Origin of the sequence: Streptomyces hundungensis (assembly GCF_003627815.1) — a bacterium.
Classification (GTDB): domain Bacteria; phylum Actinomycetota; class Actinomycetes; order Streptomycetales; family Streptomycetaceae; genus Streptomyces; species Streptomyces hundungensis_A.
This window is the reverse complement of record NZ_CP032698.1, coordinates 1,004,317-1,027,478: the sequence shown is the minus strand read 5'-3', so window position 1 is coordinate 1,027,478 and position 23,162 is coordinate 1,004,317. Positions and strand designations below refer to the sequence as shown.

General features: G+C 72.2%; 20 protein-coding genes. 8 read left to right on the top strand and 12 right to left on the bottom strand.

All coding sequences use genetic code 11. The annotated features are described in order from the left end of the window. Complete coding sequence (locus tag DWB77_RS04645; protein ID WP_120720013.1) at positions 1 to 237, bottom strand: hypothetical protein; 237 nt, start codon at positions 235 to 237, stop codon at positions 1 to 3. A gap of 135 nt (positions 238 to 372) precedes the next feature. On the opposite strand from DWB77_RS04645, the gene DWB77_RS04640 reads away from it, so the two are divergent. Next, entirely contained in the window at positions 373 to 1,020 is a 648-nt protein-coding gene (locus DWB77_RS04640; RefSeq protein WP_120720012.1) for a DUF6629 family protein, read from the top strand. Positions 1,021 to 1,068: 48 nt separating this feature from the next. Here DWB77_RS04640 and DWB77_RS04635 read toward each other — a convergent pair whose 3' ends face one another. Together DWB77_RS04635 and DWB77_RS04630 are read right to left on the bottom strand one after the other, a co-directional pair. Then, complete coding sequence (locus DWB77_RS04635) at positions 1,069 to 1,341, bottom strand: DUF3253 domain-containing protein (RefSeq protein WP_120720011.1); 273 nt, start codon at positions 1,339 to 1,341, stop codon at positions 1,069 to 1,071. Between the two features lie 46 nt (positions 1,342 to 1,387). Further along, entirely contained in the window at positions 1,388 to 3,721 is a 2,334-nt protein-coding gene (locus tag DWB77_RS04630; RefSeq protein ID WP_120720010.1) for a helix-turn-helix domain-containing protein, read from the bottom strand. Between the two features lie 157 nt (positions 3,722 to 3,878). On the opposite strand from DWB77_RS04630, the gene DWB77_RS04625 reads away from it, so the two are divergent. Both DWB77_RS04625 and DWB77_RS04620 read left to right on the top strand, forming a co-directional pair. After that, positions 3,879 to 4,940 carry a BTAD domain-containing putative transcriptional regulator gene (locus tag DWB77_RS04625; RefSeq protein WP_120720009.1) on the top strand — a complete coding sequence of 354 codons (1,062 nt, stop codon included), beginning with the start codon at positions 3,879 to 3,881 and terminating at the stop codon, positions 4,938 to 4,940. After that, positions 4,937 to 5,674, top strand: a complete 738-nt coding sequence (locus DWB77_RS04620; protein WP_120720008.1) for a DUF6585 family protein — start codon at positions 4,937 to 4,939, stop codon at positions 5,672 to 5,674. Before DWB77_RS04625 ends, DWB77_RS04620 begins: the two co-directional genes overlap by 4 nt. Positions 5,675 to 5,698: 24 nt before the next feature. Here the strand turns inward: DWB77_RS04620 and DWB77_RS04615 are convergent, their stop codons facing one another. Further along, the gene (locus tag DWB77_RS04615) at positions 5,699 to 6,592 is read right to left on the bottom strand and encodes an NAD(P)H-binding protein (protein WP_120720007.1); all 894 of its coding nucleotides are present in this window, start codon (positions 6,590 to 6,592) and stop codon (positions 5,699 to 5,701) included. Positions 6,593 to 6,696: 104 nt separating this feature from the next. On the opposite strand from DWB77_RS04615, the gene DWB77_RS04610 reads away from it, so the two are divergent. Further along, entirely contained in the window at positions 6,697 to 7,404 is a 708-nt protein-coding gene (locus DWB77_RS04610) for a TetR/AcrR family transcriptional regulator (RefSeq protein ID WP_120720006.1), read from the top strand. 27 nt (positions 7,405 to 7,431) lie between these two features. Here DWB77_RS04610 and DWB77_RS04605 read toward each other — a convergent pair whose 3' ends face one another. Further along, positions 7,432 to 7,809: a hypothetical protein gene (locus tag DWB77_RS04605; RefSeq protein WP_216826829.1), complete on the bottom strand. Its 378-nt coding sequence runs from the start codon at positions 7,807 to 7,809 to the stop codon at positions 7,432 to 7,434. A 192-nt stretch (positions 7,810 to 8,001) separates the two neighbouring features. Here DWB77_RS04605 and DWB77_RS04600 point away from each other — a divergent pair, with 192 nt between their 5' ends. Further along, positions 8,002 to 9,063, top strand: a complete 1,062-nt coding sequence (locus DWB77_RS04600) for a LacI family DNA-binding transcriptional regulator (protein WP_120720005.1) — start codon at positions 8,002 to 8,004, stop codon at positions 9,061 to 9,063. 16 nt (positions 9,064 to 9,079) lie between these two features. Here DWB77_RS04600 and DWB77_RS04595 read toward each other — a convergent pair whose 3' ends face one another. From DWB77_RS04595 to DWB77_RS04580, 4 genes are all read right to left on the bottom strand, one after another. After that, complete coding sequence (locus tag DWB77_RS04595) at positions 9,080 to 9,790, bottom strand: sulfite exporter TauE/SafE family protein (protein WP_120720004.1); 711 nt, start codon at positions 9,788 to 9,790, stop codon at positions 9,080 to 9,082. After that, on the bottom strand, positions 9,787 to 11,259 hold the full coding sequence (locus tag DWB77_RS04590; RefSeq protein WP_120720003.1) for an amidohydrolase family protein: 1,473 nt from the start codon (positions 11,257 to 11,259) through the stop codon (positions 9,787 to 9,789). The genes DWB77_RS04595 and DWB77_RS04590 overlap by 4 nt, the downstream gene beginning before the upstream one ends. Further along, complete coding sequence (locus DWB77_RS04585; protein WP_120727362.1) at positions 11,256 to 12,590, bottom strand: uracil-xanthine permease family protein; 1,335 nt, start codon at positions 12,588 to 12,590, stop codon at positions 11,256 to 11,258. Before DWB77_RS04585 ends, DWB77_RS04590 begins: the two co-directional genes overlap by 4 nt. Positions 12,591 to 13,457: 867 nt before the next feature. After that, the gene (locus tag DWB77_RS04580) at positions 13,458 to 14,672 is read right to left on the bottom strand and encodes a serine hydrolase domain-containing protein (protein ID WP_246033408.1); all 1,215 of its coding nucleotides are present in this window, start codon (positions 14,670 to 14,672) and stop codon (positions 13,458 to 13,460) included. A gap of 406 nt (positions 14,673 to 15,078) precedes the next feature. On the opposite strand from DWB77_RS04580, the gene DWB77_RS04575 reads away from it, so the two are divergent. Beyond that, positions 15,079 to 16,638: an extracellular catalytic domain type 1 short-chain-length polyhydroxyalkanoate depolymerase gene (locus DWB77_RS04575; protein ID WP_120720001.1), complete on the top strand. Its 1,560-nt coding sequence runs from the start codon at positions 15,079 to 15,081 to the stop codon at positions 16,636 to 16,638. Positions 16,639 to 16,813: 175 nt separating this feature from the next. Further along, positions 16,814 to 18,232, top strand: coding sequence for a 3-hydroxybutyrate oligomer hydrolase family protein (locus tag DWB77_RS04570; protein WP_120720000.1), 1,419 nt, complete (start codon positions 16,814 to 16,816; stop codon positions 18,230 to 18,232). 55 nt (positions 18,233 to 18,287) lie between these two features. Here the strand turns inward: DWB77_RS04570 and DWB77_RS04565 are convergent, their stop codons facing one another. From DWB77_RS04565 to DWB77_RS04555, 3 genes are all read right to left on the bottom strand, one after another. After that, on the bottom strand, positions 18,288 to 19,049 hold the full coding sequence (locus DWB77_RS04565; RefSeq protein WP_246033407.1) for an endonuclease/exonuclease/phosphatase family protein: 762 nt from the start codon (positions 19,047 to 19,049) through the stop codon (positions 18,288 to 18,290). 204 nt (positions 19,050 to 19,253) lie between these two features. Then, the gene (locus tag DWB77_RS04560) at positions 19,254 to 20,243 is read right to left on the bottom strand and encodes a phospholipase (protein ID WP_246033406.1); all 990 of its coding nucleotides are present in this window, start codon (positions 20,241 to 20,243) and stop codon (positions 19,254 to 19,256) included. 182 nt (positions 20,244 to 20,425) lie between these two features. After that, the gene (locus DWB77_RS04555; RefSeq protein WP_120719999.1) at positions 20,426 to 22,570 is read right to left on the bottom strand and encodes a hypothetical protein; all 2,145 of its coding nucleotides are present in this window, start codon (positions 22,568 to 22,570) and stop codon (positions 20,426 to 20,428) included. Between the two features lie 131 nt (positions 22,571 to 22,701). Between DWB77_RS04555 and DWB77_RS04550 the strand changes: the two genes are divergently transcribed. Continuing rightward, positions 22,702 to 23,067: a hypothetical protein gene (locus DWB77_RS04550; RefSeq protein WP_120719998.1), complete on the top strand. Its 366-nt coding sequence runs from the start codon at positions 22,702 to 22,704 to the stop codon at positions 23,065 to 23,067. Positions 23,068 to 23,162 lie beyond the last annotated feature (95 nt).

Sequence of the window (23,162 nt, the reverse complement as noted above, 5' to 3'; positions counted from 1 at the left end):
TCATGCCGCCCCCGATCTCCGCTGTTCGGCCGCGCGGGCCTGACGGCGCAGCTCGGTGCGGGCCGCCGGGGAGTGACCGGCTCCGGCGCTCCAGTACGCGTGCTGGGCGATGCGGCAGGACAGCAGTTGCAGGCGCCGCCGCAGCACGGTGCGGAACGGGGTGCGGGCGAGCGCCTCGTATGTGCGGATCCAGTCGCGCTGTGTTTCTACAAGGTCCGGAGGAAAGGTTCGCGCCATGGCTCGATTAGAGCACGTGTTCGAATTCTTGCGCACGTCCGGGATGCGGCGTTGCGCGACGGGGATCGGCACGCCCCTGCTCCTCCCGGATGACCCGCCGCGCCCGGCCGTCGAGGGGGCCGTAGCGTTTCGGCCATGTGCTGGAGTGCGACGGCCGATCTCATCGCCGGTGGCGCCATCACGGCCGTCGGCATGGCCTCGGTTGCCTCGGCGGCCCGGCGTCCGCTCGACCTGCCGCTGGCGGCGCTGCCCCTTCTGCTCGGCGGCCATCAGATCGTCGAAGTCGTGGTCTGGCACAACGGTGGCGGCACCGGCCCCGCCACGGTGATCTGGGCCGTCATCGCGCTTCCCCTGGTGGCGCTGTGGGTTCCGGCGGCCGTACTCTGCGCGGCGCCGCCCGGTGCCCGCCGCCGTCTGCTCATTCTCCTGGTGGCGGGGGTCGCGACGTGTGCGGCGCTCGCCCACGCCCTGGCGAGCCGTCCCGTGACGGCCGAGATCCGGGGCCATACCGTCGGGTACTCCCTCGGGCTGCCGTGGGCCGGCCTGATCGTGCTCGGCTACCTCTTCGCCACCATCGGCTCCCTGCTCCTCTCCGGTGACCGGGGCCTGGTCCTGTTCGGGGTGCTGGTGGCGGTCGGGGCCGCGGTCTCCTTCGGCCTGTGGCGCCAGGAGTACATCTCGACGTGGTGCGCCTTCGCCGCGCTCTGCTCGGTGGTCCTGTGGTTCTGGGTCGGGCGACGTCGTCCGCGCACACCGGTGCCGTCGGCAGAGCCCGCACCCTGAAGGACGTGCCGGGCTGTGCCATCCGCCTAGCCCGGGCCGGACCGGGGGTCAGCGGGCGCGGCGGATGCGGATCGGGCCACGAGCCGTCGTCGGCTCGACCGGGCTTCCGGCCTGGGTGATCTCCACCTCGCCGGCCGCGACCAGGCGCCGGGCCGCGCGGCGGGCCGGCTCCATGAGGGCGCGCCAGCCGTCGTCATCGCCTTCGTACGCCGCCCGCGCGGCGTCGGAAGGGCAGATCGAGGCGGTCGGGGCGCGGGACGCCAGGAGATCGAGGATGGTGCGTTCCAGGCGCCGCTCCGTCGCCCGTTCGATGTCCGTCACTCCGCCAGTGTCACACCGGGGCTCCCGCGCGTCAGGGCAGGACGGCTCAGTCGGCCTTCTCGTACGCGCGGGCGAGGTGGCGCTGGAGACGGGCGTGACGGAACTGGTAGACCGCGCCCGCCTGGCGCAGCACACCGCGCCGGTGCGCGTCCTCCAGGAACGCCACGACGGACCACGGAAGCCGGCCGGTCAGCGGCAGCCAGATGCGGGAGAAGACCGTCCACTGGCCCCAGGAGGTCAGGCAGAACATGTACCCGAGGGCGCCGCTGAGCCCGCTGATCACCCCGAGCTTGAGCGCGGCCGTCAGATGCCACACGACCGGCCCGAGCACCGCCGACAGGGGACCCATCATCGCCATGGACCCGACTCCGATGAGCAGGCCGAACACCGGTGTCCAGATGAGGAGTTGGGTCGCCACCGTCCGGCCGTTGGTCCGCAGGAGGCTGACCGGGTCGACGGCCGAGCGGATGTCCAGGGAGGTCTCGAAGAGCGTGAGCAGTCCGATGGTGGGGCCGGTCGCGACGGCGAACATGAGGCTGTAGATGAGGCCGTCGGTGAGGCTGCCGACCAGGACGTCATGGAGGGCGCCGTGGTAGGCGATGCCGTTGATCGCGCCGCGCACGAAGCCATAGCCGATCCCGAAGAGCACACCGCACAGGGCTCCGGTCACCAGGCGCCGGAGCATGTGCCGCAGTGATCCGCGCTGTCTGCCGCGCACCCTCATGCGGACGACGGACGGCTCCACCGCCGCGTCCCTGGCGGCGACCATCACCCAGTACGCGATCCCGAAAAGGAGCCCGGCCAGGGGCCCCGCCACCAGACCGTCCACGAGTTGGTAGGCGAGCGGATCGAAGGGGAGGCCCGCGACGCCGTCGACGACCGCGACGGCCAGACAGACCACCAGCGCGGTCACCGCGGTCCGGGCCAGGCGGCCCATTCCGTGCCCAAGCCGCCACCATTCGAGGTTGGGGGTGTCGAGCCGGTTCAGGTGGTGGGCGAGATACCCCAGCCAGTACCGGGCGCGCTCCGGATCCCAGGTGTGGTGCGGACCGCCGTCGCGGCGGTTCCCAGGGCGGGGGCGGTAGGCGGCCGTGGTGAAGTTGTCGAGAAGGTGCTCCTCCAGCGCCTCGGGGGTGCCGAAGCGGCCGGTGTCAAGGAGCGCCGCCGGGTCGCCGCCCGGGGTGTCGCTGTAGACGGCGCGGGCCAGGGTGACCATCAGCGGAGTGGTCAGGACCGCGGCGAGGTGGGCGGCCGCAGGGCCGGGACGGGGCTCGCGCAGTTCGTTCAGGACGGGCTCCCAGGCCGTCGCCGAACGGTCCCGGCCACCGGACTTGCGGGTGGTACGGGGGAGATAGGCGGCCAGATCGTCCAGGGTGAGGTCGGTCAGTTCGATCGCCGCGGCCGAGGTGAGGACATCGGTCTCCTCCACCGCGGCGGCGTACTCGGACGGACGGCTCGTCAGGAGCAGGGGCAGCGTGGTGGCGTTGAGGGCTTCCAGCGCCGGGCGGCGCAGACCGTCGGCTATCTCGTCGAACCCGTCGAGGACGGGGAGTATGTGGCCGGTCTCTACGAGTCCGCCGGCCAGGGTGGTTCCCCCGGGCCCCGGGACGACGAGACCGGGGTGGTCGCGGGTGAGCTGGGCGGCGAGCCAGTCCCGGAGGGTGAGCGCGGTCGGGTCCCAGGAGCCGACGCTGAAGATCACCGGGACGGGGTCGGCGCGCCCCCGGGACTTCAGGAAATCGAGGACGAAGCGCACCGCGAGGATCGTCTTGCCGGAGCCCGAGCGGCCCAGCACCACAAGACGCCCGGACGGGATCCGCCCGTACACGTCCACGATCGCGTCCAACTGCCCGCTGAGGTCCAGGGGTTGATGGCTGCTGCCCGGCGGCAGACGGCGGATGTTGGCCCAGTGGTCGGTCAGTTCCTCGGCGACCGGCCGCCAGCGCACCGGCAGCGGATAGGGGTCGTGGACCTGGCGCCGCTCCTCCTCGTGCCGCCACCGGCCGGCCACCGTCTGCGCGACCTCGTCGGCGACATCGGCCAGCACGTGGCGCAGCGGCGACACCGGCGGCACACCCGCGGAGCGTGGCGGCCCGCCCGGCCCGGAGGCATCGGCCGGAACAGATGATTCCGGCGGTGTGCCGGCGCCGTCCGCGGTCCGGCGGACGGCGGAGGCCAGCAACCGTTCACGGCCCTCGGAGTTCAGGCCGAGCGCGTCCGCCAGTAACCGGACGGTGGTCATCCGGGGGTCGGCGCGCTCACCGGTCTCCAGGCCGCGGATGGTACGGACGCCGACTCCGGCGCGTTCCGCCAACGCCTCCTGCGTCAGGTTCGCCTCGTGCCGCAGCTCCCTCAACAGGGCACTGAACTCACTGGTCACCGGTCGGCCTTCCCCCTCGGCATGGACGATTTCCCCAGGTGAGGGACTCTAGCGCGGCCACCGGCCGTAAACGGCCGGTCGGTCGGCCTGTCCCGTTCCACCCCCCACGACCAACGTCGACGGCAACAGCCCCCACCTCACCCCAGGAGGATCCGCGATGCCGACGACCTCGACCCGCGGCCGGCCGGCCGCCGCCGAGCTCACGTGCCAGGAGCGCGAGGTGCTCCGCGGAGTCGGCTGCGGCCTGACGGACCACGAGATCGCCCATGCCCTCGCGCTCCCCGAACGCGCGGTGCACGACCAACTCGGCCGGATCCTGACCAAACTCGGGCTGCGCGACCGGACCGCCGCCATCGTCCACGCCTTCGACAGCGGCCTCGTCGAGCCCGGCCGGGGCCGACGCGCGGCCTCCCGTCCGGCGCACCGGGCGCCCGTCCGTCCGTCCCGCACCCAGCGCGTACGGATCTCCGTGCTCGGGCCGCTGCGGGCGTGGCGCGACGGCCGGCCGGTGGACCTGGGGCATCTGCGCCAGCAGGCCGTGCTGGCGTCGCTGGCCCTGTGCTGGGACCGGACGGTGAGCAAGGACGAACTCCTCGACGGCATCTGGGGGATGGAGCCGCCGCTCACCAAAGTCGTGCCGGTGTACATCTACCGGCTGCGCCAGGTCCTGCACGTCGAGAACCGGGCGGACTCGGTCATCCGGCGCGACCGCTGCGGCTACCAACTGGTCCCGGACACGGTCGCGGTGGACGTCGAGCGCATGGAGGAACTGGTCGCCGACGCCGGGGCGGCCGAACGGGCCGGTGCGCTCGACGAAGCGGTCCGGGTCTGCGCCCAGGCGCTGGACCTGTTCCGCGGCGAGCCCCTGGCCGGGCTGCCGGGCCCTTTCGCGGAGCTGGAACGAGTACGCCTCACCGAACGCAGGACCGGTATCACCCTGCGCAAGCTGGACCTGCAACTGCGGCTGGGGCGCCACGCCCAGGCGGTCGGTGAGCTGTGGGCCCTGGCCGTGGCCCGGCCCCTGGACGAATCCGTCGCCGCGATGCTGATGCGCGCCTTGTGCCTCAGCGACCGGCAGGCCGACGCGCTGACCGTGTTCGAGCGCACCCGCCGCCGACTGGCCGACGAACTGGGCGTGACCCCGAGCCGGCTCCTGCGCGGGACACACCGCACGATCATGCTCGGCCGCGACATCGGCCCCACCCCGGCCACGCCATGACGGGCCCCACCACGCCCCGTACCTGCGACGACGAGCTGCTCCTGGCGCGGATCTCCGCCGCGGCGGGCCGCGCGGGCCTCGGCAAGCGGCTGGCCACCTATGCCGCGACCGCGTACCGCCCCCGCACCCGGGCCGGCCTGCATCGGGCGATCCGCCGCCTGTCGGCCCGCGCGCCGGACGGCCGCTACCGGGCGGCGGGGGCGCGACCCAACGCACGACTCGATCTGTACGAAGGCGGGATGACGGTGGCCGTGAAGGGCCGGATCCACATCGTCCGCTACGACGAGACCGCGGTGTTCCGGCGCAGCAGGCGATCGCGCGGCCCTTCCCCGTTCGAGACCGCCCTCATCCACCTGCTCACCGACGTCGAGCGCAAGCGCTTGGTGCTGCACGCCAACCCGGAAGGCGGTGACGCGGAGGCCTGGCAGCACGAACTGCGACGAGCCGTCACCCGTGCCCAACTGCCCGCCGCTCTCGCCGCCCTGCACCGGGGTGAGCGCGTCTTTTTCGCCGGCATCTGGCTGACCACCGAGCACATCGGCTTCCGCGACCTGCGTCTGCCGTGGCCGCAGGTGCAGCGGATCGGCATGAGCGGGGGGTTCCTCACCGTCACGGTGGGCGGGCGCCGACACCGACTCGGACCGGAGGCGTCGACCATCCCGAACGTCTTCGTCCTGCGCACCCTCGCCGAGTGCTGCCGCGCCGGCGGCAGCGGGGTCGCCGACGGCGGGTGACCCTCGCCGGTCACTCCTGGCCCCTCAACTGCGGTTGAGATCAAGCAGGTTCGGCTTCAGCACCTCCGCGCACCATCGGCGGAAGTCGGTCGGAGCGGCCGATGGGGTGGCCTTATGCTCGGCGTCGTAGATGCCGCCGTTCTGTGCGGCGGCCATGTCGACCAGGCCCTGCGCCCAGGCGGCGCTCATGCCGTACCGCGTCATCGTCTCCTGGTACGCCCGCTCGTCGACCTGCTGGAAGCCGATCGGGCGCTCCAGTACCTCGGACAGGACGTGTGCCATGGCGTCCGGGGACAGCGTGTCGCCGATCACCGGAACGGTGTCCTGCCCGCTCCAGGAACCGTCGACCAGCAGGGCGGCGGCGGTCGCGGCTATGTCGCGAGTGGCGACGGTGGCCAGCGGACGGTCGGCGGTGTTCGGGAGGGAGAACGTGCCATGGGCCTTGATCGACTCGGCCTGGTGCAGGAGATTCTCCATGAAGAACGGCATGGCCAGAGCGCGGTAGTGCACTCCGGTCCGCTCGATCATGTCGTCCATCGCGAACGCGGGCGACAGCAAGCCCGCGGGCCTGCCGTAGGCGCGACCCAGGCTGGTGACGCCGACGACGCGCTCGACGCCGTGGTCCGCGAGGGCCTCGCAGGCCGGGCGGGTGAAGCCGAGGTAGTGCTCGTGGATGTCGTCGGCGGCGGGGTTCGGGGGGACCAGCCACAGCATGCTGTCGGCTCCCCGCAGGGCATCGGCGAGCGTCGCCGGGTCACGGTGCGAGCCCCGTACGACCTCGGCGCGCTCGCGCGTGCGCGGGGTCAGGCGGGAGGGATCGCGAGCGATCACCCGGACCCGGACCGAATGCCCGCCGTCCAGCAGCGCATCGAGAACCTGGCTGCCGATCTGGCCGGTGGGAGCGGTGATGACGATCAAGGGGGGGCCTCCTGCGGTGCGGCGATCGCTGTTTCCATCGCTAACACTCACACGTTTCCGCTGTTTATGCAAACCGCTAACGGTGGTCGGTTATCATCGGAAACATGGCCATCGACCGCTCCGCCGCGCCGGAGAGCAACCGTGAACGGATCATCGCCGCCGCCGTCCACCTTCTCGCCGAGGGCGGGCGCGAAGCGGTGTCGACGCGTGCGGTGAGCAGCGCGGCAGGCGTGCAGGCGCCCACCATCTACCGCCTCTTCGGCGACAAACAGGGTCTGCTCGACGCCGTCGCCGCGCACGGCTTCGCGACGCACCTCGGCACCAAGGCCCGGCTCGAACCGTCGGATGATCCGGTCGAGGACCTCCGCGTCGGCTGGACCCTCAACCTGGAATTCGGCCTCGCCCACCCGGCCCTGTACACCCTCATGTACGCCGAACCCCGCCCGGGCGCCATGCCGCCCGCCGCCGTGGCCGCGCTGGAGATCCTCGGGGAGCACATCCACCGGATCGCCGAGGCCGGCCGGCTCCGGGTCGACGAAGCGCGGGCGGCCCAGCTGGTCCATGCCGTCGGCGGAGGCGTCACCCTCGCTCTGATCGCCACGCCCGAGGACCGCCGTGATCTCTCCGTGTCCCGACTGGCCAGGGAGGCGGTCATCGGCGCGATCACCACCGACGCCCCCGGCCCGACGCCACCGGGCCCCGCCGGCGCGGCCCTCGCCCTGCGCGCCCTCCTGCCGGCGACCGACGTACTGACACCGGGCGAGCGCGGCCTGCTCATCGAACTGCTCGACCGCATCGCGCGAGCCGGGTAGTCCCGGGCCCGCTGTGCGCGCGTTTTTCTACAGCTCCAACAGGGGCTCAAGGGCCCGCAGTTGGCGGCGGATGTCGTCCAGCGGAAGGGTCCGGTCGCGTTCCAGGACGAGATAGATGAAGATGCCGCCTTCGCGCAGACGCGGCAGTGGCCGGATTATGTGCAGCTCCGCGCCGAGTGTGATGAGGATGTCCTCGACGCTGTCCTGGGGGTAGCCGAGAAGCTCCAGGGTGTAGAGCTTGGCGCGCATGACGTCGCTGTCGCCGTAGGCCACCTTGTCCATGTCCAACCCGCTGCCGCGGTCCAGCGCGCCGAGAACCCGGCGCTGCTGGAAGTCGACGATCGCGACGCCCGTGGCCCCCTCGATCGCCAATGCCTTCATTAAGACACCGTTGAGGCTGTCCATCCGTGTACGCCCTTCTTCCACGGGAAGCGAAAAGGGGCGCGGTGCCGCCCGGACTCCCTGGTACTTCAAAGCCTGCACGCTGACGGGCGGGTCACACCTCGTGCGCCGGGCGCAGGAGTGTTCGGAGGGTCAGCGGTCGGCGAAGATGGGGCTCCGCCCGTTGGCCGTCCGAGCAGAGGAGTGCTTGCGCAGATGCCCGCTTCCGGTTCCCCCTCCGATGCACCCTCGGGTTCCAGTTCCAAGCCCCCGACGATCGCCGATGTCGCGCGCGTCGCGGGGGTGTCGCGTACGACGGTCTCGCACGCGCTCAACGGCCTGGGCAAGGTGGACCCCCGTACCAGGCAGCGGATCAAGGACATCGCCCTGGACCTGGGATACCGGCCCAACCTGCGGGCCCAGCGGCTGCGAACCGGCCAGGCGAAGGCCGTCGCCCTGGTGTCGTCGATGCCGTTCGCGGTGGCCGGGGGCCCGTCGCGGCTCGGCTTCTACATGGAGGTGGCCGCCGCCGCAGCCGAGAGCGCGCTCGTCCACGACTACGCCCTGGTGCTCGTGCCGCCCGTGCAGTCCGGGACCGCGCTCTACTCCCTGGACATCGACGGGGCCATCGTGGTCGAGCCCGACATCGACGACGCGGCGGTCACCCAACTACGCGCCCGGGGGCTGCCGTACGTCGCCCTGGGCCGGCCGGTCGCGGCGGACGACGACGCCCCGTACGTGGATCTGTGGGGCGACGAGGTGACGACCCTGCTCCTCGCGCACCTGCGGGAACAGGGCGCCGAACGGCCGGCGCTCATCGTGGGCTCGGGCTCGCGGCATTCGTCGGTCGACGCCCGGACCGCGTACGGACGGATGGCCGCGCAACAGGGCTGGCCCCCCGTCGTCGAGGCGTGGCCCGAGACGGGGGGCGAGAAGGAGGCGTACGAGCGCTGTACGGCGCTGCTCGCCGCGCACCCCGAGACCGACGCGATCTGCGCGCTGGTGGACGCGTTCGCGGTGGGGGCGGTCCGTGCCATCCAGGACAGCGGACGCTCCATCCCGGACGACGTCCTGGTCGCCACCCGCTACGACGGGCTGCGCGCCCGCACCTGTCAACCACCCCTCACCGCCGTCGATCTGCATCTGGACCGGGCGGCGTCCGACGCGGTGGAGCTGCTGCTCGCGGGGTTGCGCGGCGCGACGGCCGCGCCGGCTGCGGCCACGGCCCCCGCGCCCACGCTGATCGCGCGCGCCTCCTCACTCAGGGGACCACGCTGATCGCGCGCCTCCTCACTCAGGGGCTCGCGATGAGGACGGTCCCGGAGACCAGCGCGAAGACCAGCACGAACAGCCGCATCCTGCGGGCATCGATGCGCTGATGCACCACCCGGCTCAGCCACGCCCCCGCGGCGATCGCCGGGAGCAGGGCGACCGCCCAACCCAGATCCGCCGCACGCCCCTGTCCGGTGCCGAACAGGAGCGCCAGCGACGCCACTTCACCCACCAGGAAGCAGGCGGCGACGGTGGAGCGGAGCTCGGCGGGCGGCCGGTGCTGGTAGACCAGCGCGAGCGGGGGACCGCCGACTCCGGTCGCGGTCTCGGTGAGGCCGGTCACCAGTCCCGCGCCGACATACGCGACGCGGCCGGGGGCGAAGGCGGGCGCGGCCAGGCTGACGAGCGCCGCAAGCACCGTGGCGCCGCCCACGAACAGCCCGATGTCACGGTCCGGGATGAGCCGGAGCAACACGAGCCCGCCCGGCGTCGCGACCAGTCGGGCCACGGTGATCCAGCGGGCCCCGCGCAGATCCAGCGAACCGCGTTCACGCCAGGCGACGTACAGGTTCAGCGGAATCATCGACGCGAGGACGAACACGGGCAGCAGCGACGGATCGAGGATCCCGGCCACCGGGGCCACGACCAGCGCGAACCCGAGCCCGCTGCCGCCCTGGACGAACGCGGCGATCCCGACCGTGACGGCGAGGATCACCAGGGTCTGAAGGCTCACTGTGCTGTGCTCCCGTTCCGTGCCGTGGAGGTTCGTGCGACCCACTTCTCCGCGACCGTCCCTGCGGCGGACTCCCGAACGGCCTTGTTCCGCGCGGTCGTTGAGGTCGGGTGTGCGCGGGAGACGGGCGCCCGTGACACGGCGGTCCGGGCCAGGGCCGTGGCGCGGCGCACCAGCGCGGGCCCGTCCCAGTCGGTGGGCCGGCCGTGCCACATCCGCAGGCGGCCCGCCACGAACACGGCATTGATCTGGTCCCGGTTGCCGCGCCGCACCAACTCCCAGGGCAGGTCCCAGGACAACGCCAGCTCGGGCGTCGCTATGTCGACCAGGAGGAAGTCGGCCGCCATTCCGGCCGCGATGCTGCCGGTGTGCCCGCCGAGGCCGACCGCGTCCGCGCCCCCGGCGGTGGCGTGCTCCAGCCAGGTCCAGCCCGCCCCGCAGGACGAGTCGCCGGTGGTCAGCCCGTACGCCAGTCGCTGAGCGAACTCGGCCGCCTCGACGAGCCGGAACCCGTCGCCGCGGGTTCCGTCGCTGCCGATGCCGAACCGGACGCCGCGCTCGGTGAACGTGGTCGCGGGTGCCACCGCGTTGCCCTTCCAGGCGCTCGCAACGGGGTTGTAACTGACGGCAGTTCCCGTGTCGGCGAGCAGGGACACCTCGCGGGGCGTCAGGAGGGTGGTGTGGGCGGCGAGCAGGTGGGGGCCGAGCGCGCCGACGCCGGCCAGGTTCTCCAGCGGCCTGAGTCCATGGCGCAGCAGGGAGCGTTCGACCGCCGCCAGATGCTCGTTGACATGCATCTGGACCACCACCTTGGCTTCCGCGGCGAGGCGGTGCGTGGCATGCAGGGTGGCGGGGGTGGCGGCGTCGGGGATGGAGATCGCGAGGGAGGGATGGATCAGCGGATCGTCGGTGTACGCGGCCAGATGCCGCTCCGCCCGCCGCATCACCACCGCGGAATCGGTGTCCGCGCCGGTGCCGGTGTCGTCGCAGATCAGCCCGAGAACACAACGGATGCCGGCGTCCCGTGCGGCGCAGGCGACCACATCGGTGTCCACGGCGGCCCGCGTCCCGGCATCGGTGACGGTGGTGAATCCGCCGCGCAGGGACTCCAACGCGGCGAGTTTCGCCGCCACATAGGCCGATTCCTCGTCGAGGGCGCCTTCGAGCGGCACCCACACCCGGCGGAATATCTCCGAGGGCTCGCCAAAGGCGAGGGCCGCGCCGAAGCTCTGGGTCAGGTGGTGGTGGCTGTCGACGAAGCCCGGCATGAGCAGCTGACCGGGCAGCCGCAGGGCCTGGAGGTGCGGATGGGTACGCTCCACTTCCTCGGTCGGCCCGACCGCCTCGAACGAGCCCGCGGAGACGACCACCGCGTACAGCTCCATGACTCCTTCCGGCAGCAGGACCGCGTCGGGGACGAGGAGCAGCGGACCGCGCGTGCGCAGCCGCTCCCGGATGTGCTGGTTCATCGGTTGCCTTCGGTGCGCAGATCGGGGCCGGGGCGTACGGACAGCCGGGCGGCCAGGGCCGGCCCGACGTGATGGAAGAGGACGTTGAGGACGGCCGCCACGAACGCGCCGACCGCGACGCCGCTTTCGAGCAGGATGCGGACGGAGGCGGGGAACCCCTGGTAGACGTCGGGGACGAGGATCGGCAGCAGGCCGAGCGCGAGGGCGACGGCACAGATGAACGTGTTGGTGTGTCGGTCCAGGTCGCAGCGGGCGAGCATCTGCACACCGAGCACGGTGATCACCGCGAAGACGACCATGGCGGTGCCCCCGACGACCGGCGCCGGGACGACGCTGATGGCCCGGGTCACCGGTGCCAGGAACCCGATGGCGATGAGGAAGACCCCCGCGGCCGCCGTGACGAAGCGGCTGCGTACACCGGTGACGCGGACGATGCCGATGTTCTCGCCGCTCGTCACCATCAACGGCAGCCCGAACAGGCCGCCGAAGGCCGAGACCAGGGCGTCGCCGCGGATCGTTTTGGGCACGGCGACCCGTTGGTCGATCTCCTTGCCCACCGCCTCGGCGTTGATGACGGTCTGACCGGTCGCCTCCGCCATGGACGCCAGGCTGTAGAGCATGAGCGGCAGGGCGGCCAGCACGTCGAACCGCGGCGAGCCGAACGGCATCAGCCGCGGCACGTCGACCCAGCCGCCCTGGCCCAGGTGGCCGAGGCTCACGTCCCCGAGGGCCAGCGCGAGGACCGTACCGGCCACGAGGCCGAGCATGACCGAGAGTTGACGCAGTACGCCGCGCAGGAGCAGATGGCCGACGACCGTGAAGCCGATGGTCGCCAGGCCCAGCGCGAGATGGCCGGGCGCGGCGAAGTCGTGCTCGCCGGGGCGCCCGGTGACCAGCAGCGCCCCGACCTTGACCAGGTTGATGCCGACGATCACGATCATCGTGCCGATGACGAGGGGCGGGAAGTACGTCAACAGCCGTGCGAACAGGGGCAGTACGGCGAAGGTGAAGACGGCCGTCAGGACGACCGCGCCCGTCGCGACCCGCAACCCGTGCTCGTCGGCGATGGCCAGGAAGAGGATCAGGGGCGCGCCGCCCGGCAGCATGACGAACGGCAGCCGGGGCCCGAACTTCCAGAGCCCCAGGGACTGGATCAGCGATCCCACGCCGGACAGTACGAAGGCGGCGGAGAGCAGATCGACGGTCAGCCCCGCGTTGAGCCGCAAGGTGGCGCTCATCAGGAAGATGGCGGAGATGGGGGTGGCCGCCATGACGAGCACGTGCTGCACCCCGAAGAGCAGGATCCGCCCCAGCGGACGGCGCTCGTCCACCGGGTGGACGCCGGCGTTCCCGGCCGCCGAGGGGGGTGCGGGCGGGGGCGTGGGGTCGGTGGTTCCGGCTTCCGTACGGGGCGGAGAGGCGGGGGAGTGGTCCGGGGCGGTGGCTGGGTCGGGGGCGGCGGGCAGGGAGCGGCGGCGACGGGACACGTGCGAGCTCCATTCGGGGTCGCGAGCGCGAAATTCAGCCGTGGACCGGCCCGGACGGGAGCCACACACGATCGGCCAAATCGATTTGGCCGTCAGTATGGGGAGGGTGAAGAGGGGGAGTCAAGGGGTGGGGCGGGGCTCGGCGACACGGGAGGGGTGCGCTCGGCAGCCTGCCCTCGCGGGGGCCCCCGGCACGGCGTCGCGGGGCAGCGGCGTGCCGAGCGGGGCCCCGTCCATGGGACCGGCCGGTGGCGTGCCGAGGAGGCGGGCCCAACTCATGGAACCGGCGGGTGGCGTGCCGAGGAGGCGGGCCCAACTCATGGAACCGGCGGGTGGCGTGCCGAGGAGGCGGGCCCAACTCATGGAACCGGCGGGTGGCGTGCCGAGGAGGCGGGCCCAACTCATGGAACCGGCGGGTGGCGTGCCGAGGAGGCGGGCCCAACTCATGGAACCGGCGGGTGGCGTGCCGAGGAGGCGGGCCCAACTCATGGAACGGGTCGGCGGCCTATCGAGGGGGCGGGGTCCCACTCGTGGAACCGCCTGGTGGCGTGCCGAGCGGGGCGGGGGCCCGCCCATGGAACCGACCGGGGGCGCGCCGAGCGGCGGGGCCCCGCCCGTGGAACCGACCGGCGGCGTACCGACCCCGCGACGCCGCCCGGTCCCATGGCTGGGCCCCGCTCCCTACGCGCGCCGAGCCCTCGGCCCGCCGGGCTAACGGGACAGCAGCGCGCAGACGAAGTCCTCCTCGACGGCGCGCAGATGCGCGAGCAGGTCGGGGTTGGTCCTCTGGCTCACCTGGGTGGTGATGGAGAGGGTGAGGCTGCGGCGGCCGTCCGGGGTGCCCACGCCGAGTTGGGTGTAGCCCGCCGTGTTGCCGGTGTGCCCGTACACGACACCGCACCGGGTGGTGTACTCGAAGATCGCCAGCCCCGCCCGGTTGGCGCCGGGGCCCGCCGGCTCCGACGCGCCTTTCACGAAGGTCCGCTGCTGCCTGCGGGTCGCGTCGCTGATCAGCCTGCCACCCGCGTAGCCGGCCATGAAGGTGTTGAAGTCCGCCGGGGTGGAGACCAGGCCGCCCGATGCCCAGGAACCGGACGCGCCGAACAGGGTGGAGACGTCCTCGGGCCGTTCCCCCGGCTCGACGCCATAGCCGTGCAGATAGGGCTCGGGCAAGCGGTAGCCGGACGGGAGGCTGGTGCCGGTGAGGCCGAGCGGCTTGAAGACCTCCGAAGCCAGCAGCTCTTCGTAGCTGCGCCCGGTCGCCGCCTCGGCCAGGAGGGCGATGGCGATGTTGTCGGAGTTGGAGTACTGGTAGCGGGACCCGGGGGCGAACTCCAGGTCCTGGTCGGCGACGAAGTCGAGCAGGTGCCGGGGGTCGAACACATGGTGCGGATCGGCCCGGAGCAGATCGGCGAACTCCGGTGCCTGGCTGTAATCGGGCAACCCACTGGTGTGGTTGAGCAGTTGACGCAGCGTCACCTCGCCCCAGGAGGCAGGCAGGGAGGGCAGTCGGTGGGCGATGGTGTCGTTCAGGCGGAGCCGCCCGCGGTCGACCAGACGGAGCGCGACCGCGCCGCTGAACGCCTTCGCGGCGCTGGCCAGCCGCATGTGGTCGGTGGCGCGGGGCGGACGGCCGGTGTCGGTGTCGGCCACTCCGGCCCGGACCACCCGTACGCGTCCGCCCTCCCGGAGCACCGCGATGGCGCCGGGCGGCCCGTCCGGGCGGTGGACCAGTTCCCGCAGCTCGCCCTGGAGGGCATCGTCCCCGTTGCCGTGGGGGTGTGCTCCGGCCCGGCCGGTCGGAACCCCGGGCTCATGGGGCGCCGCCCCGGCCTGGCCGGTCAGCGCGAGCGAGGCGGCGAGCAGGACGACAACCCCGCGCCCGCCGTGGCGGGAGAGCGGCGAACGACGGCAGCGCAGTGACACGAAGGGCCTCCGAATGACGACGCGGCGGGAGCGGCGGCTGTTCCGGCCGCCCCGTACCACCCGCCGGTACGCCATGCATCACCTGTCACCCCGGCGCCGAAACGCCCCGACCTGCGAAGTGACCCGCCCAGCGCAGCACACGAGCCCCCGGGGGAGCGCGGGAAGTCACGGGCCCTGACCCAGGTCCCGACCCCGGCCCCGCCGCCGTCCGTACGTACTGCGTCCCCGGGGGACCCGCCACATAGGTGCGCGCCATAGATCCCGGACGAGGCCGGTGAGACCGGCACATGGTCCGGCCCGACGGCCCTCCCTACTGTGATCCGAATCCACCAGCTCATCCCGGTATCCGCCGGGCATCCGTCAACTCAGCCCCGCCGTACAGCACTTCACCCCCCCAGGAGAACCCATGACAGTTCACGCCACCGGCCCGGGCACCCATACCGGCCCCGGCCCGGGCACCCATACCGGCCCCGGCCCGGGCACCGGCACCCACACCGGCACCGGCCGTCAAAGGCGCAGGGCGTGGTTGCGCCGCGCGTCCGCGCCACTCGCGGTCGCGTTGCTCGCCCTGCTGGGGCCGGCGGCCTCGCCACAACAGGCCTCTGCCGCAAGCGAATTGACCCGAGTGACGAACTTCGGCTCCAATCCGGGCAACCTCGCCATGTACGCATACGCTCCGGCGAACCTCCCGGCCAACGCGCCTCTGGTCATAGCCCTGCACGGCTGCACGCAGTCGGCGGCCGACTACCACAGCCACGCGGGATGGCAGAAGTTCGCGGACCAATGGGGCTTCGCGGTGGTGTACCCGGAGACCAACAGCGCCAACAACAGCCTCTCGTGCTTCAGTTGGTTCGACGCGACCAAGAGCACGCGGGACAGGGGCGAGGCCGCCTCCGTCAAGCAGATGGTCGACCACGCCCTGGCCCAGTACCGGTCGGACCCGGGGCGCGTCTTCGTCACGGGCCTTTCCGCGGGTGGCGGCATGGCCGCCGACCTGCTCGCCGACTACCCGGACGTCTTCGCGGGCGGCTCCATCGACTCCGGCCTGCCCGCGCAGTGCGCCACCACGTCGTCCGGCGCCGGCGCCTGCCAGTACCAGAAGCAGAACCTCACGCCGAAGCAGTGGGGCGACAAGGTCCGGGGCTCCGACCCCGGCTATGCGGGGCCGTGGCCGCGGGTCGCGATCTGGCAGGGCGGCGCGGACACCACCGTGGTCCCGGCCAACGGCACCGAGTCGCGCGACCAGTGGACCGACGCCTGGGGCATCGGCCAGACCCCGTCCACCACCGAGAACCTGCCGGGCTCGACGACACGGATCACCTACAACGACAGCACCGGCCGAGCCGCCGTCGCGCTCTACTCGATCGCCGGTATGCAACACGGTCTGGCCGTTCACCCCGGCTCGGCCGCCGACCAGTGCGGCACGACCGGGACCTACTACCTCGACACCATTTGCTCGACCTACTACACCGCGAAGTTCTGGGACCTCGACGGATCCGACGGCACCCCCGGCGGGCTGCCCGCCCCCACCGGCTTGAAGGTCACCGCCGTCACCGATGCCTCCGTCTCGCTGTCCTGGGACGCGATGGACCGGGCCGGTTCCTATGTCGTCCTGCGCGACGGAGCCAGGGCAGGCACCACGAACACGACAACCTTCACCGAAGGCGCGCTCGCTCCGGGCACTTCCTACCGGTACACCGTCGCCGCCGTGGACTCCGCCGGGGTGCAGGGCCCGGCCTCCGCGGCCGTGACGGCGACCACCTCCGGCGGCGGCACGCACCCGTGCTTCACCGACAACAACTACCGCCAGGTGGCTGCCGGGCGCGCCCATCAGAGCGGCGGCTATGCCTACGCCGACGGCTCGAACCAGAACATGGGCCTGTACAACGTGGCCGTCACACACACCCTTGAGCAGACGTCCCCCGGCTCCTACATCATCGCCGACGCGGGCTGCCCCTCCCGGTGACGTCGAACGGCACCTCTTGGCGCGCGGGGCGCCAGGGCCGCCACGACCCCCCCGGGATGGTGGCGGCACCTACCCCCGTGGCGTCGAACATGGTGTGCCCAACCGTGTCGGCCCGCGCCGCTCGCGCCCTAACCTCCGGATCAACCCTTCCCCCCAGCGCCTGGAGGCTCCCCCGATGCCCCGATCCGTACCTCGCCCAAGGATCCGGCCGGCCGCGATCGCCGTCGCGGTCTGCGGGCTTGTGGCTCTCGCCGTTCCGGTGGCGGCCGCCGAGACCCCGCACGACCCCGCCGGGACAGGTCACTGCGCCCGAATGCAGGCGCTGCGCGTACCGGGCGCCGAGCGTCAACAAACCGCCTGCCTGGGGGAGTTGACCACTGCGGGCACGGTGGCGTCCGGGCACACCGATCCCGCCGACTGGGCCGGGCTCACCCCCAAGGACCTACCGACTCCCGCCGGGGTACCGGGCGTTCAGATCGACGGGTACTTCCCCGACAGGTCCACCAGCAACACCCATCACGGCTGGAACCACGACGCCCAGTACGTCATCCGGCTGCCCGACCACTGGAACGGCGGTCTCGTCGTCTCGGGCAGCTCGGGCGTGCGGGGACAGTACGCCAACGACCGGGCGATCGGCGACTGGGTCCTGTCCCGCGGATACGCCTTCGCCGCCACCGACAAGGGCAACACCGGCGCCGCCTTCTACCGCGACGGACGGGCACCCGGCGCCGCCCTGGCCGAGTGGAACGCGCGCCTCGCCCAGCTCACCCGGGCGGCCCGCTCCGTAGTGGCCCAGCGCTACCACCGCCCCCCTGTCCGCACCCTGGCCACCGGACTGTCCAACGGCGGTTACCTGGTGCGCTGGCAGCTGGAGAACCACCCCGAGCTGTACGACGGGGGAGTGGACTGGGAAGGCACCCTGTGGCGGGCCGACGGCCCGAACCTGTTCACGTTCCTGCCGCAGACGCTGCGCGACTATCCCGCCTACGCGGCGGGCGGAACGGATGCGGCCCGCGCCCACGATGCGATCGTCGCCGCCGGATTCCCGGCCGGATCGGAGTTCCTGTGGCCGTTCCACCACCAGTACTACTGGGACCTCACCCAGCGCATCTACCGGGAGGAGTTCGATCCGCGGTTCGACGGAGCGACCGAGGCCGGCACCCCCTTCTGCGCTTCCGGGACGCCCGCCTGCGACGCGGACTACGACTACGCCTCGCGCCCGGCCGCGGTACGCGCGGCCGTGGCGAAGATCGCGCTGACCGGCCGGATCGGCAAGCCCCTGATCACCCTGCACGGCACGCTCGACGTGCTGCTGCCCATCGCCCAGGACTCCGATGTGTACGCGCGCATGGTCCAGGAATCCGGCCGGGCCGGCCTGTTCCGCTACTACCGGATCCAGGACGGCACCCACGTGGACTCGCTGGTCGACGTCTTCCCCGACCGGCTACGGCCCCTGACCCCTTGTCACCATTCCGCCTTCGAGGCGATGGAGCGGTGGTTGGCACACGGCGAGCAGCCCCCGCCCAGCCACACCGTCACCAAGCCGGCCGCAGCCGACCAGGCCACTCTGCTGAACAGTTGCCCTCTTCTGTAGGCGGGCGCCGTACGTCCTCGCCTCGGATCGTCCCGGGTGGAGCGCGAGCGTGGGCCTAGGCGGCGGGTACGCGCACAGCGGCCAGCACCGGGAGGTGGTCCGTGGCCCGGCGCAGGTCGTGTTCCGCGACCCCGGGCAGCCCCATCGGCACCCCGCAGCCCAGCACCGACACCCCGGGCGTCGCGAAGACGGCGTCGATCCTCTGGAGGGGATCGCCGAGGCGGGTGGTGTGCTCCCGCCCCCAGGGCGCGGTCACCCAGCCGTCCTGCAAGGAGCGCGCGAGCAGACCGAAGGTGCGGCCGTCGGGCCGGTCGTTGAAGTCGCCCCCGACCACCGCGTACGGCACATCCAGGGCGGACAGCCGGTCGAGGAGCAGTCGGCCCTGCTCGTAGCGCTCCGTGTCGCTGATGCTCAGATGACAACTGAGCACCCCGAGCCGGGCCCGACCGAACCTCAACACGGCGGTGGAGAAGCCGCGTTGGTGCAATCCGGGGGTTCGCGGCAGCAGGACGTCCTCGGTGTGCTCCACATGGGCGCGGAGCGAGGAGAGAATCATGGGCCCCGAGGCGGTGGCGCCCCCCGAGACGTACACGAGCCCGGAGGACTTGGCGAGGCGGGCCGCGGCTTTGCGCCAGCGGAAGAACCGCGGCGCCTCCTGAACGCAGACGACATCCGGTCGGCAGGCCCGGATCACCCGGGCCAGGGCGGCGACGTCGTCGCGCAGGGAACGGACGTTGTAACTGAGCACCCGCACGACCGCGGACCCGTCGGGCTCCGTCGCGGACCCGGGCAGATCCCGCAGGCTCTCTCGCTCCACGCTCTCCACGCCTTCCACTTCAACGCCCTTTCCCGCCCGTGCCTGCCCGGCGCCGCCGGACGGCACTGTGGCCGTTCACATCCGCTCCACGGAGCACGTCGGCGGCCGACGCAGACAGGCCGCTCCCACCGTCGCGAGACTACCCCCGACCGAGGTCGCGGTCGGCGGTGTCCCGCGGCGATAGGGGTATGTCGGTGCCGGTGCCTAGGTGAAGAGGCGGTCGGCGCCGGTGGCCATGCGGTGGGTGGAGCCGTGCCGGTTGACCCAGTCCCGTACGAGGTTGATGGCGTTGGCGCACTGCCAGCTGTCGTCGTACTCGCGCACTCCGGTGAAGGCTCCGTAGCCGGCGATGATGCCGTCCACGCGCGCGTCACCCAGCAACTTGTCGACGTACCAGGGGTCGTTGTAGGTGGTCGTCCAGGACAGCGTGGCCGCGAGCCTCCCGGCGGCGCGGTCCGAGGCGCCCTTCTTCAGCTCCGCGCAGGTGACGCGGTCGGCTTCGGTGCAATTGCCGAACCCCTTGGTGATGTCGGAGTCGCCGTAGTCCATCACCCGGCGGCCGTTGGGGAAGCCCGAACCGGACCGGTTGAAGGCGCCCGTGACCTGGTCGCGGGTTCCGGTCGTCGTGATGCCCTCCAGGGGGCCGAGCCTGTTCTCCAGGCTCTGCCAGCCCCGGCCGCCGACGTCGGGCGTGCTGCCGCCGTGGTACTCGTAGAACCCGTAGAGCACCTGAATCCCGGCGGCCGTCAGGCGCTGCGCCTTGTCCCGGAGCCCGGCCACGCTGCACGTGCGGTTGGGCGCTTCGCCGCAGTAGTTGGGGTCCTTGATGTCCAGCCAGACCAGCGCCAGTCGGCGGCCTGCCTTGGCGTTGGACAGGATGCGGTCGATCATGCCGTCGAAGCTGGGACCGTGCCGGGTTTCACCGGCCGAGGAGCAGTCGTGATAGGCGCGCCACTCGTTCGGGTCGTACCAGGCGCAGACGTCGATCTCGATGCCGTTGGCGCCGTGCTTGAGCGCGGCGTCCACCCCGTCCAGGGTGTCGACACGGTGCGCGATGGCGTAGATCGCGTGCCGCTGGTCGGCTGCCGCGGCCGGGGTCGCGGCGAGCGCGGTGGCACCCACGAGGGCGCACAGAGCGGTGAGCAGCGCGAGTAACCTCCGCGCGCCGACGGTGTTTCGCAGTTGGGCGGTCAAGAAGCACACTCCTTCGTCGTCCCTCCGTCTGGCACGGCGCCCGGGGCGTCCTGCCACGCGACTAGATGCGACACGGGGCAGACGCGTTCCGCCCGCATGACGCATATGTCCGCCTGAACGCCCTTTGGCGGAAACGGAGTTGAGGATGGCGGGGACGGGAGGCGCGGGTCGGCGGGTGAGCCCTAGGGGACGTCCCAGAGGCTGACGTGCTCATCACCGAGCCGGGTGGTGCTTCCGCTCTCGGCCGCCAGGGTGGCGCCGTCAGGGCTGAAGACCACGTCGGTGATGGCCTGGTCGGACGCGGGTTGGCCGGGCCGGTCCATGGTCAGGGTCGCTGTGATCGTCTTGGTGGAGACGTTCCACAGTTCGACTTCGGAGCCGCGCGCGACGGCGAGCGCACCTCGGGAGCTGAAGGCGAGGGCGCGGGCCGTGCCCGTCAGGGGGCTCGCCTCATGGGTCCGGGTGTCCCACAGCTGCACCGAACCGGGTGTGGGCGCCGAGTTGTCGACCGTCCGGCTTGCGGTGGCCAGGGTCGTGCCGTCGGGGCTGTAGGCGAGGGAGTACACCAGGTTGCCGGTGGTGTGAAGGGTGGCGGTGGTGTGCGCGGTGGCGGGATCGAGCAGATCGACGCGCCCGCCGCCCTTGGAGTCCACGCCGTCGCCGCCACCGACCGCCAGGACGCGGCCATCGGGACTGAAGGCCACCTGATAGACCGTCTCCCCGGCGAAGGGCCGGGTGGCGCGAGCCGCGTGTGTGGTGGTGTCCCACACCTCCACCGTGTCCTGTGTGGTGGCGCTCGCGCCTGCGGCGGACAGGGCGAGGAGCCGGCCGTCGGAGCTGTAGACGATCGAGGACCCCTCGCTGACGCCGTTGGTTCCCGTGAGGGTGGTGATGGTGTCGCCGACCTGGCCCGTGGCCGAGTCCCGCAAGGTGAACACCAGGCTGCCGCCGCTGGACCCGGCTCCGCTGGCCACGGTTCGGCCGTCGGGGCTGAAGCCCACCGCGGACACTCCTCGTCCCGTCGTGGCGAAGGTGGCACCGGGTGTGCCGGTGGAGGCGTTCCACAGCTGGACGCTGTAGTCGCTGCCGTTCTGCTCCGGGCTGACCAGGGTGGCGAGCTGGGCGCCGTCGGGGCTGAAGGCAAGGGAGTTGTTGCCGACGAAGAAGCGGCTGAGGACCGTCCGGGGCGGCACCGGCCGGGCCGCGACGGTTGTCGCCGGGGGAGCGGAAGGCGTCGAGCGGGCGACCGGGGTGTCGCTGTCCCCCGAGGGGCGGTGCTGGTAGAGCGCGAAACCGAGGAGCAGAAGCAGGGGAAGGCCCATGGCGACCGGGACCCGCAGGCGCCGGCCGAGCGACCGGGCCGCGTTCTCCTCGCTCGACTCCGTCGTCCCGTCCTCGGGGGACCGCGGCGAACGGGGCACGCCGGGCAAGGGTGTTGAGGGTAGGGGCGTGCTGTCACCGACCTCGCGGAGCGTGTCCTGGAACCTGTCCCGCAGCTCGCCCGCGAAGACCAGCGGGAGGAGAGCGGGTGCGTAGCGGGCCACCAGGGTGGTCTGCAAGGGGCCGCACGTCCGGCAGTTTCCGCATTCGGGGCACGTGTCGAAGTGGCGGTGGATGTCCTCGCGGAGCCGCCGCGTGAACACCTCGCCGTCCCGCTCGATCGCCGCCCGCACCAGGGCGTCCAGCTCCGCGCACGCTCCTCTTCCCGCGGCATAGAGCGCGAAGGCGGCGAAGGCGCGTACGACCGTGGTGCGGACATGGTGCGCGTTGTTCTTCGCCCGGTCGGCGCTCATCCCCAGGGCTTCGGCGAGCGCTTCGCCCGTCAGACGCCGCCGCACCGTGTGGTCGTAGATCACTTGGTGGCGCGGATGGAGGGAGGGCACCACCTGCTCGTCCAGGAGCCGCCGCAACCGTTCGAGGCCGAGGTCGTCCTCCGCGTCGAGAAGCGCCGAGTCCGCCGCCGGGACATCCGGCACGTCCCCCAGGGCGAGCGGGTCCAGTACGGACTTGTGGCCTTTGCCCGGGGTGCCGCCGCGCATGTACGTCATGCACGCGCGGTGCGCGATCGTTCTCAGGTACGCGCCCAGCGCGGCCGGGTTCTGGAGGTGTCCGCCGCCGACGAAGTGTGCGGTGAGGGAGGCGAACGCGTCGTGCGCCGCGTCCAACGCGTGCTCCTTCTCCCGCAGTTCGCCGGCGCAGAACCGCAGGACGCGCCGCTCGTAGCGGTCGTAGATCGCGCTCAACGCGTCCCGTCTGCTCTCCCGGCGTTCGGCGAGCGCCACGAGCTCCGCGTCGGAAAGGTCCTCCAGCGCACCGTCGGACATCATCGTCACCCCACCTGACCAGGAGGTTCGGTCGCATCGACCGATCTGGAAAAGAATCTTGGATTTCGCTCGGACCTGAGCCGGCAAGGCGCCTCAACCCTCCACACGGTTCTTGACCGAAGGAGGAGGGGTCGATGAAACGACCCGCGTTGAGCGCACTGGCGGGTGGAGCGGCGGGGGTTCCCGCGACCGCGGTCCTCACGGAGCACGGCGCCGCGGCCACGACCGTCATCGCCGCGGCCGGCCTCGCGGCGTTGATCGGGGCGCTGGTGCCCGAACTGTTCTGGCTGCTCGCGCTGATCCTCGCCACACGTCAACGGCGTTGGGAGATGCGCCACTTGGGAGACGTACGGCTCGATCTGCTGGACCACCTCGTCGCCCGCGACGGCGTCGGCGATGTCGCCAGGGCGCGTTCGGGCGGGTCCGGCGAAGCGCCTGAGGCGCGAGCGGCCGCGAACCGTGGCGTCGCCGCGCGTGGCGGAAGAAGGCGCCGCCGCTGAGTCTTCGTCGTCCATGAGCCGCCCCCGGCGTTCGCTCCGTGCGGGCGAACGTCGGGCCATGGTGGCGCAGCGATCGCGCGGCCGTCTGCGTTTCG

Coding starts and splice junctions, on each gene's coding strand:
- DWB77_RS04645 (WP_120720013.1), bottom strand. CDS start 237: ATGGCGCGAACCTTTCCTCCGGACCTTGTAGAAACACAGCGCGACTGG.
- DWB77_RS04640 (WP_120720012.1), top strand. CDS start 373: ATGTGCTGGAGTGCGACGGCCGATCTCATCGCCGGTGGCGCCATCACG.
- DWB77_RS04625 (WP_120720009.1), top strand. CDS start 3,879: ATGCCGACGACCTCGACCCGCGGCCGGCCGGCCGCCGCCGAGCTCACG.
- DWB77_RS04620 (WP_120720008.1), top strand. CDS start 4,937: ATGACGGGCCCCACCACGCCCCGTACCTGCGACGACGAGCTGCTCCTG.
- DWB77_RS04610 (WP_120720006.1), top strand. CDS start 6,697: ATGGCCATCGACCGCTCCGCCGCGCCGGAGAGCAACCGTGAACGGATC.
- DWB77_RS04605 (WP_216826829.1), bottom strand. CDS start 7,809: ATGGACAGCCTCAACGGTGTCTTAATGAAGGCATTGGCGATCGAGGGG.
- DWB77_RS04600 (WP_120720005.1), top strand. CDS start 8,002: ATGCCCGCTTCCGGTTCCCCCTCCGATGCACCCTCGGGTTCCAGTTCC.
- DWB77_RS04590 (WP_120720003.1), bottom strand. CDS start 11,259: ATGAACCAGCACATCCGGGAGCGGCTGCGCACGCGCGGTCCGCTGCTC.
- DWB77_RS04575 (WP_120720001.1), top strand. CDS start 15,079: ATGACAGTTCACGCCACCGGCCCGGGCACCCATACCGGCCCCGGCCCG.
- DWB77_RS04570 (WP_120720000.1), top strand. CDS start 16,814: ATGCCCCGATCCGTACCTCGCCCAAGGATCCGGCCGGCCGCGATCGCC.
- DWB77_RS04555 (WP_120719999.1), bottom strand. CDS start 22,570: ATGATGTCCGACGGTGCGCTGGAGGACCTTTCCGACGCGGAGCTCGTG.
- DWB77_RS04550 (WP_120719998.1), top strand. CDS start 22,702: ATGAAACGACCCGCGTTGAGCGCACTGGCGGGTGGAGCGGCGGGGGTT.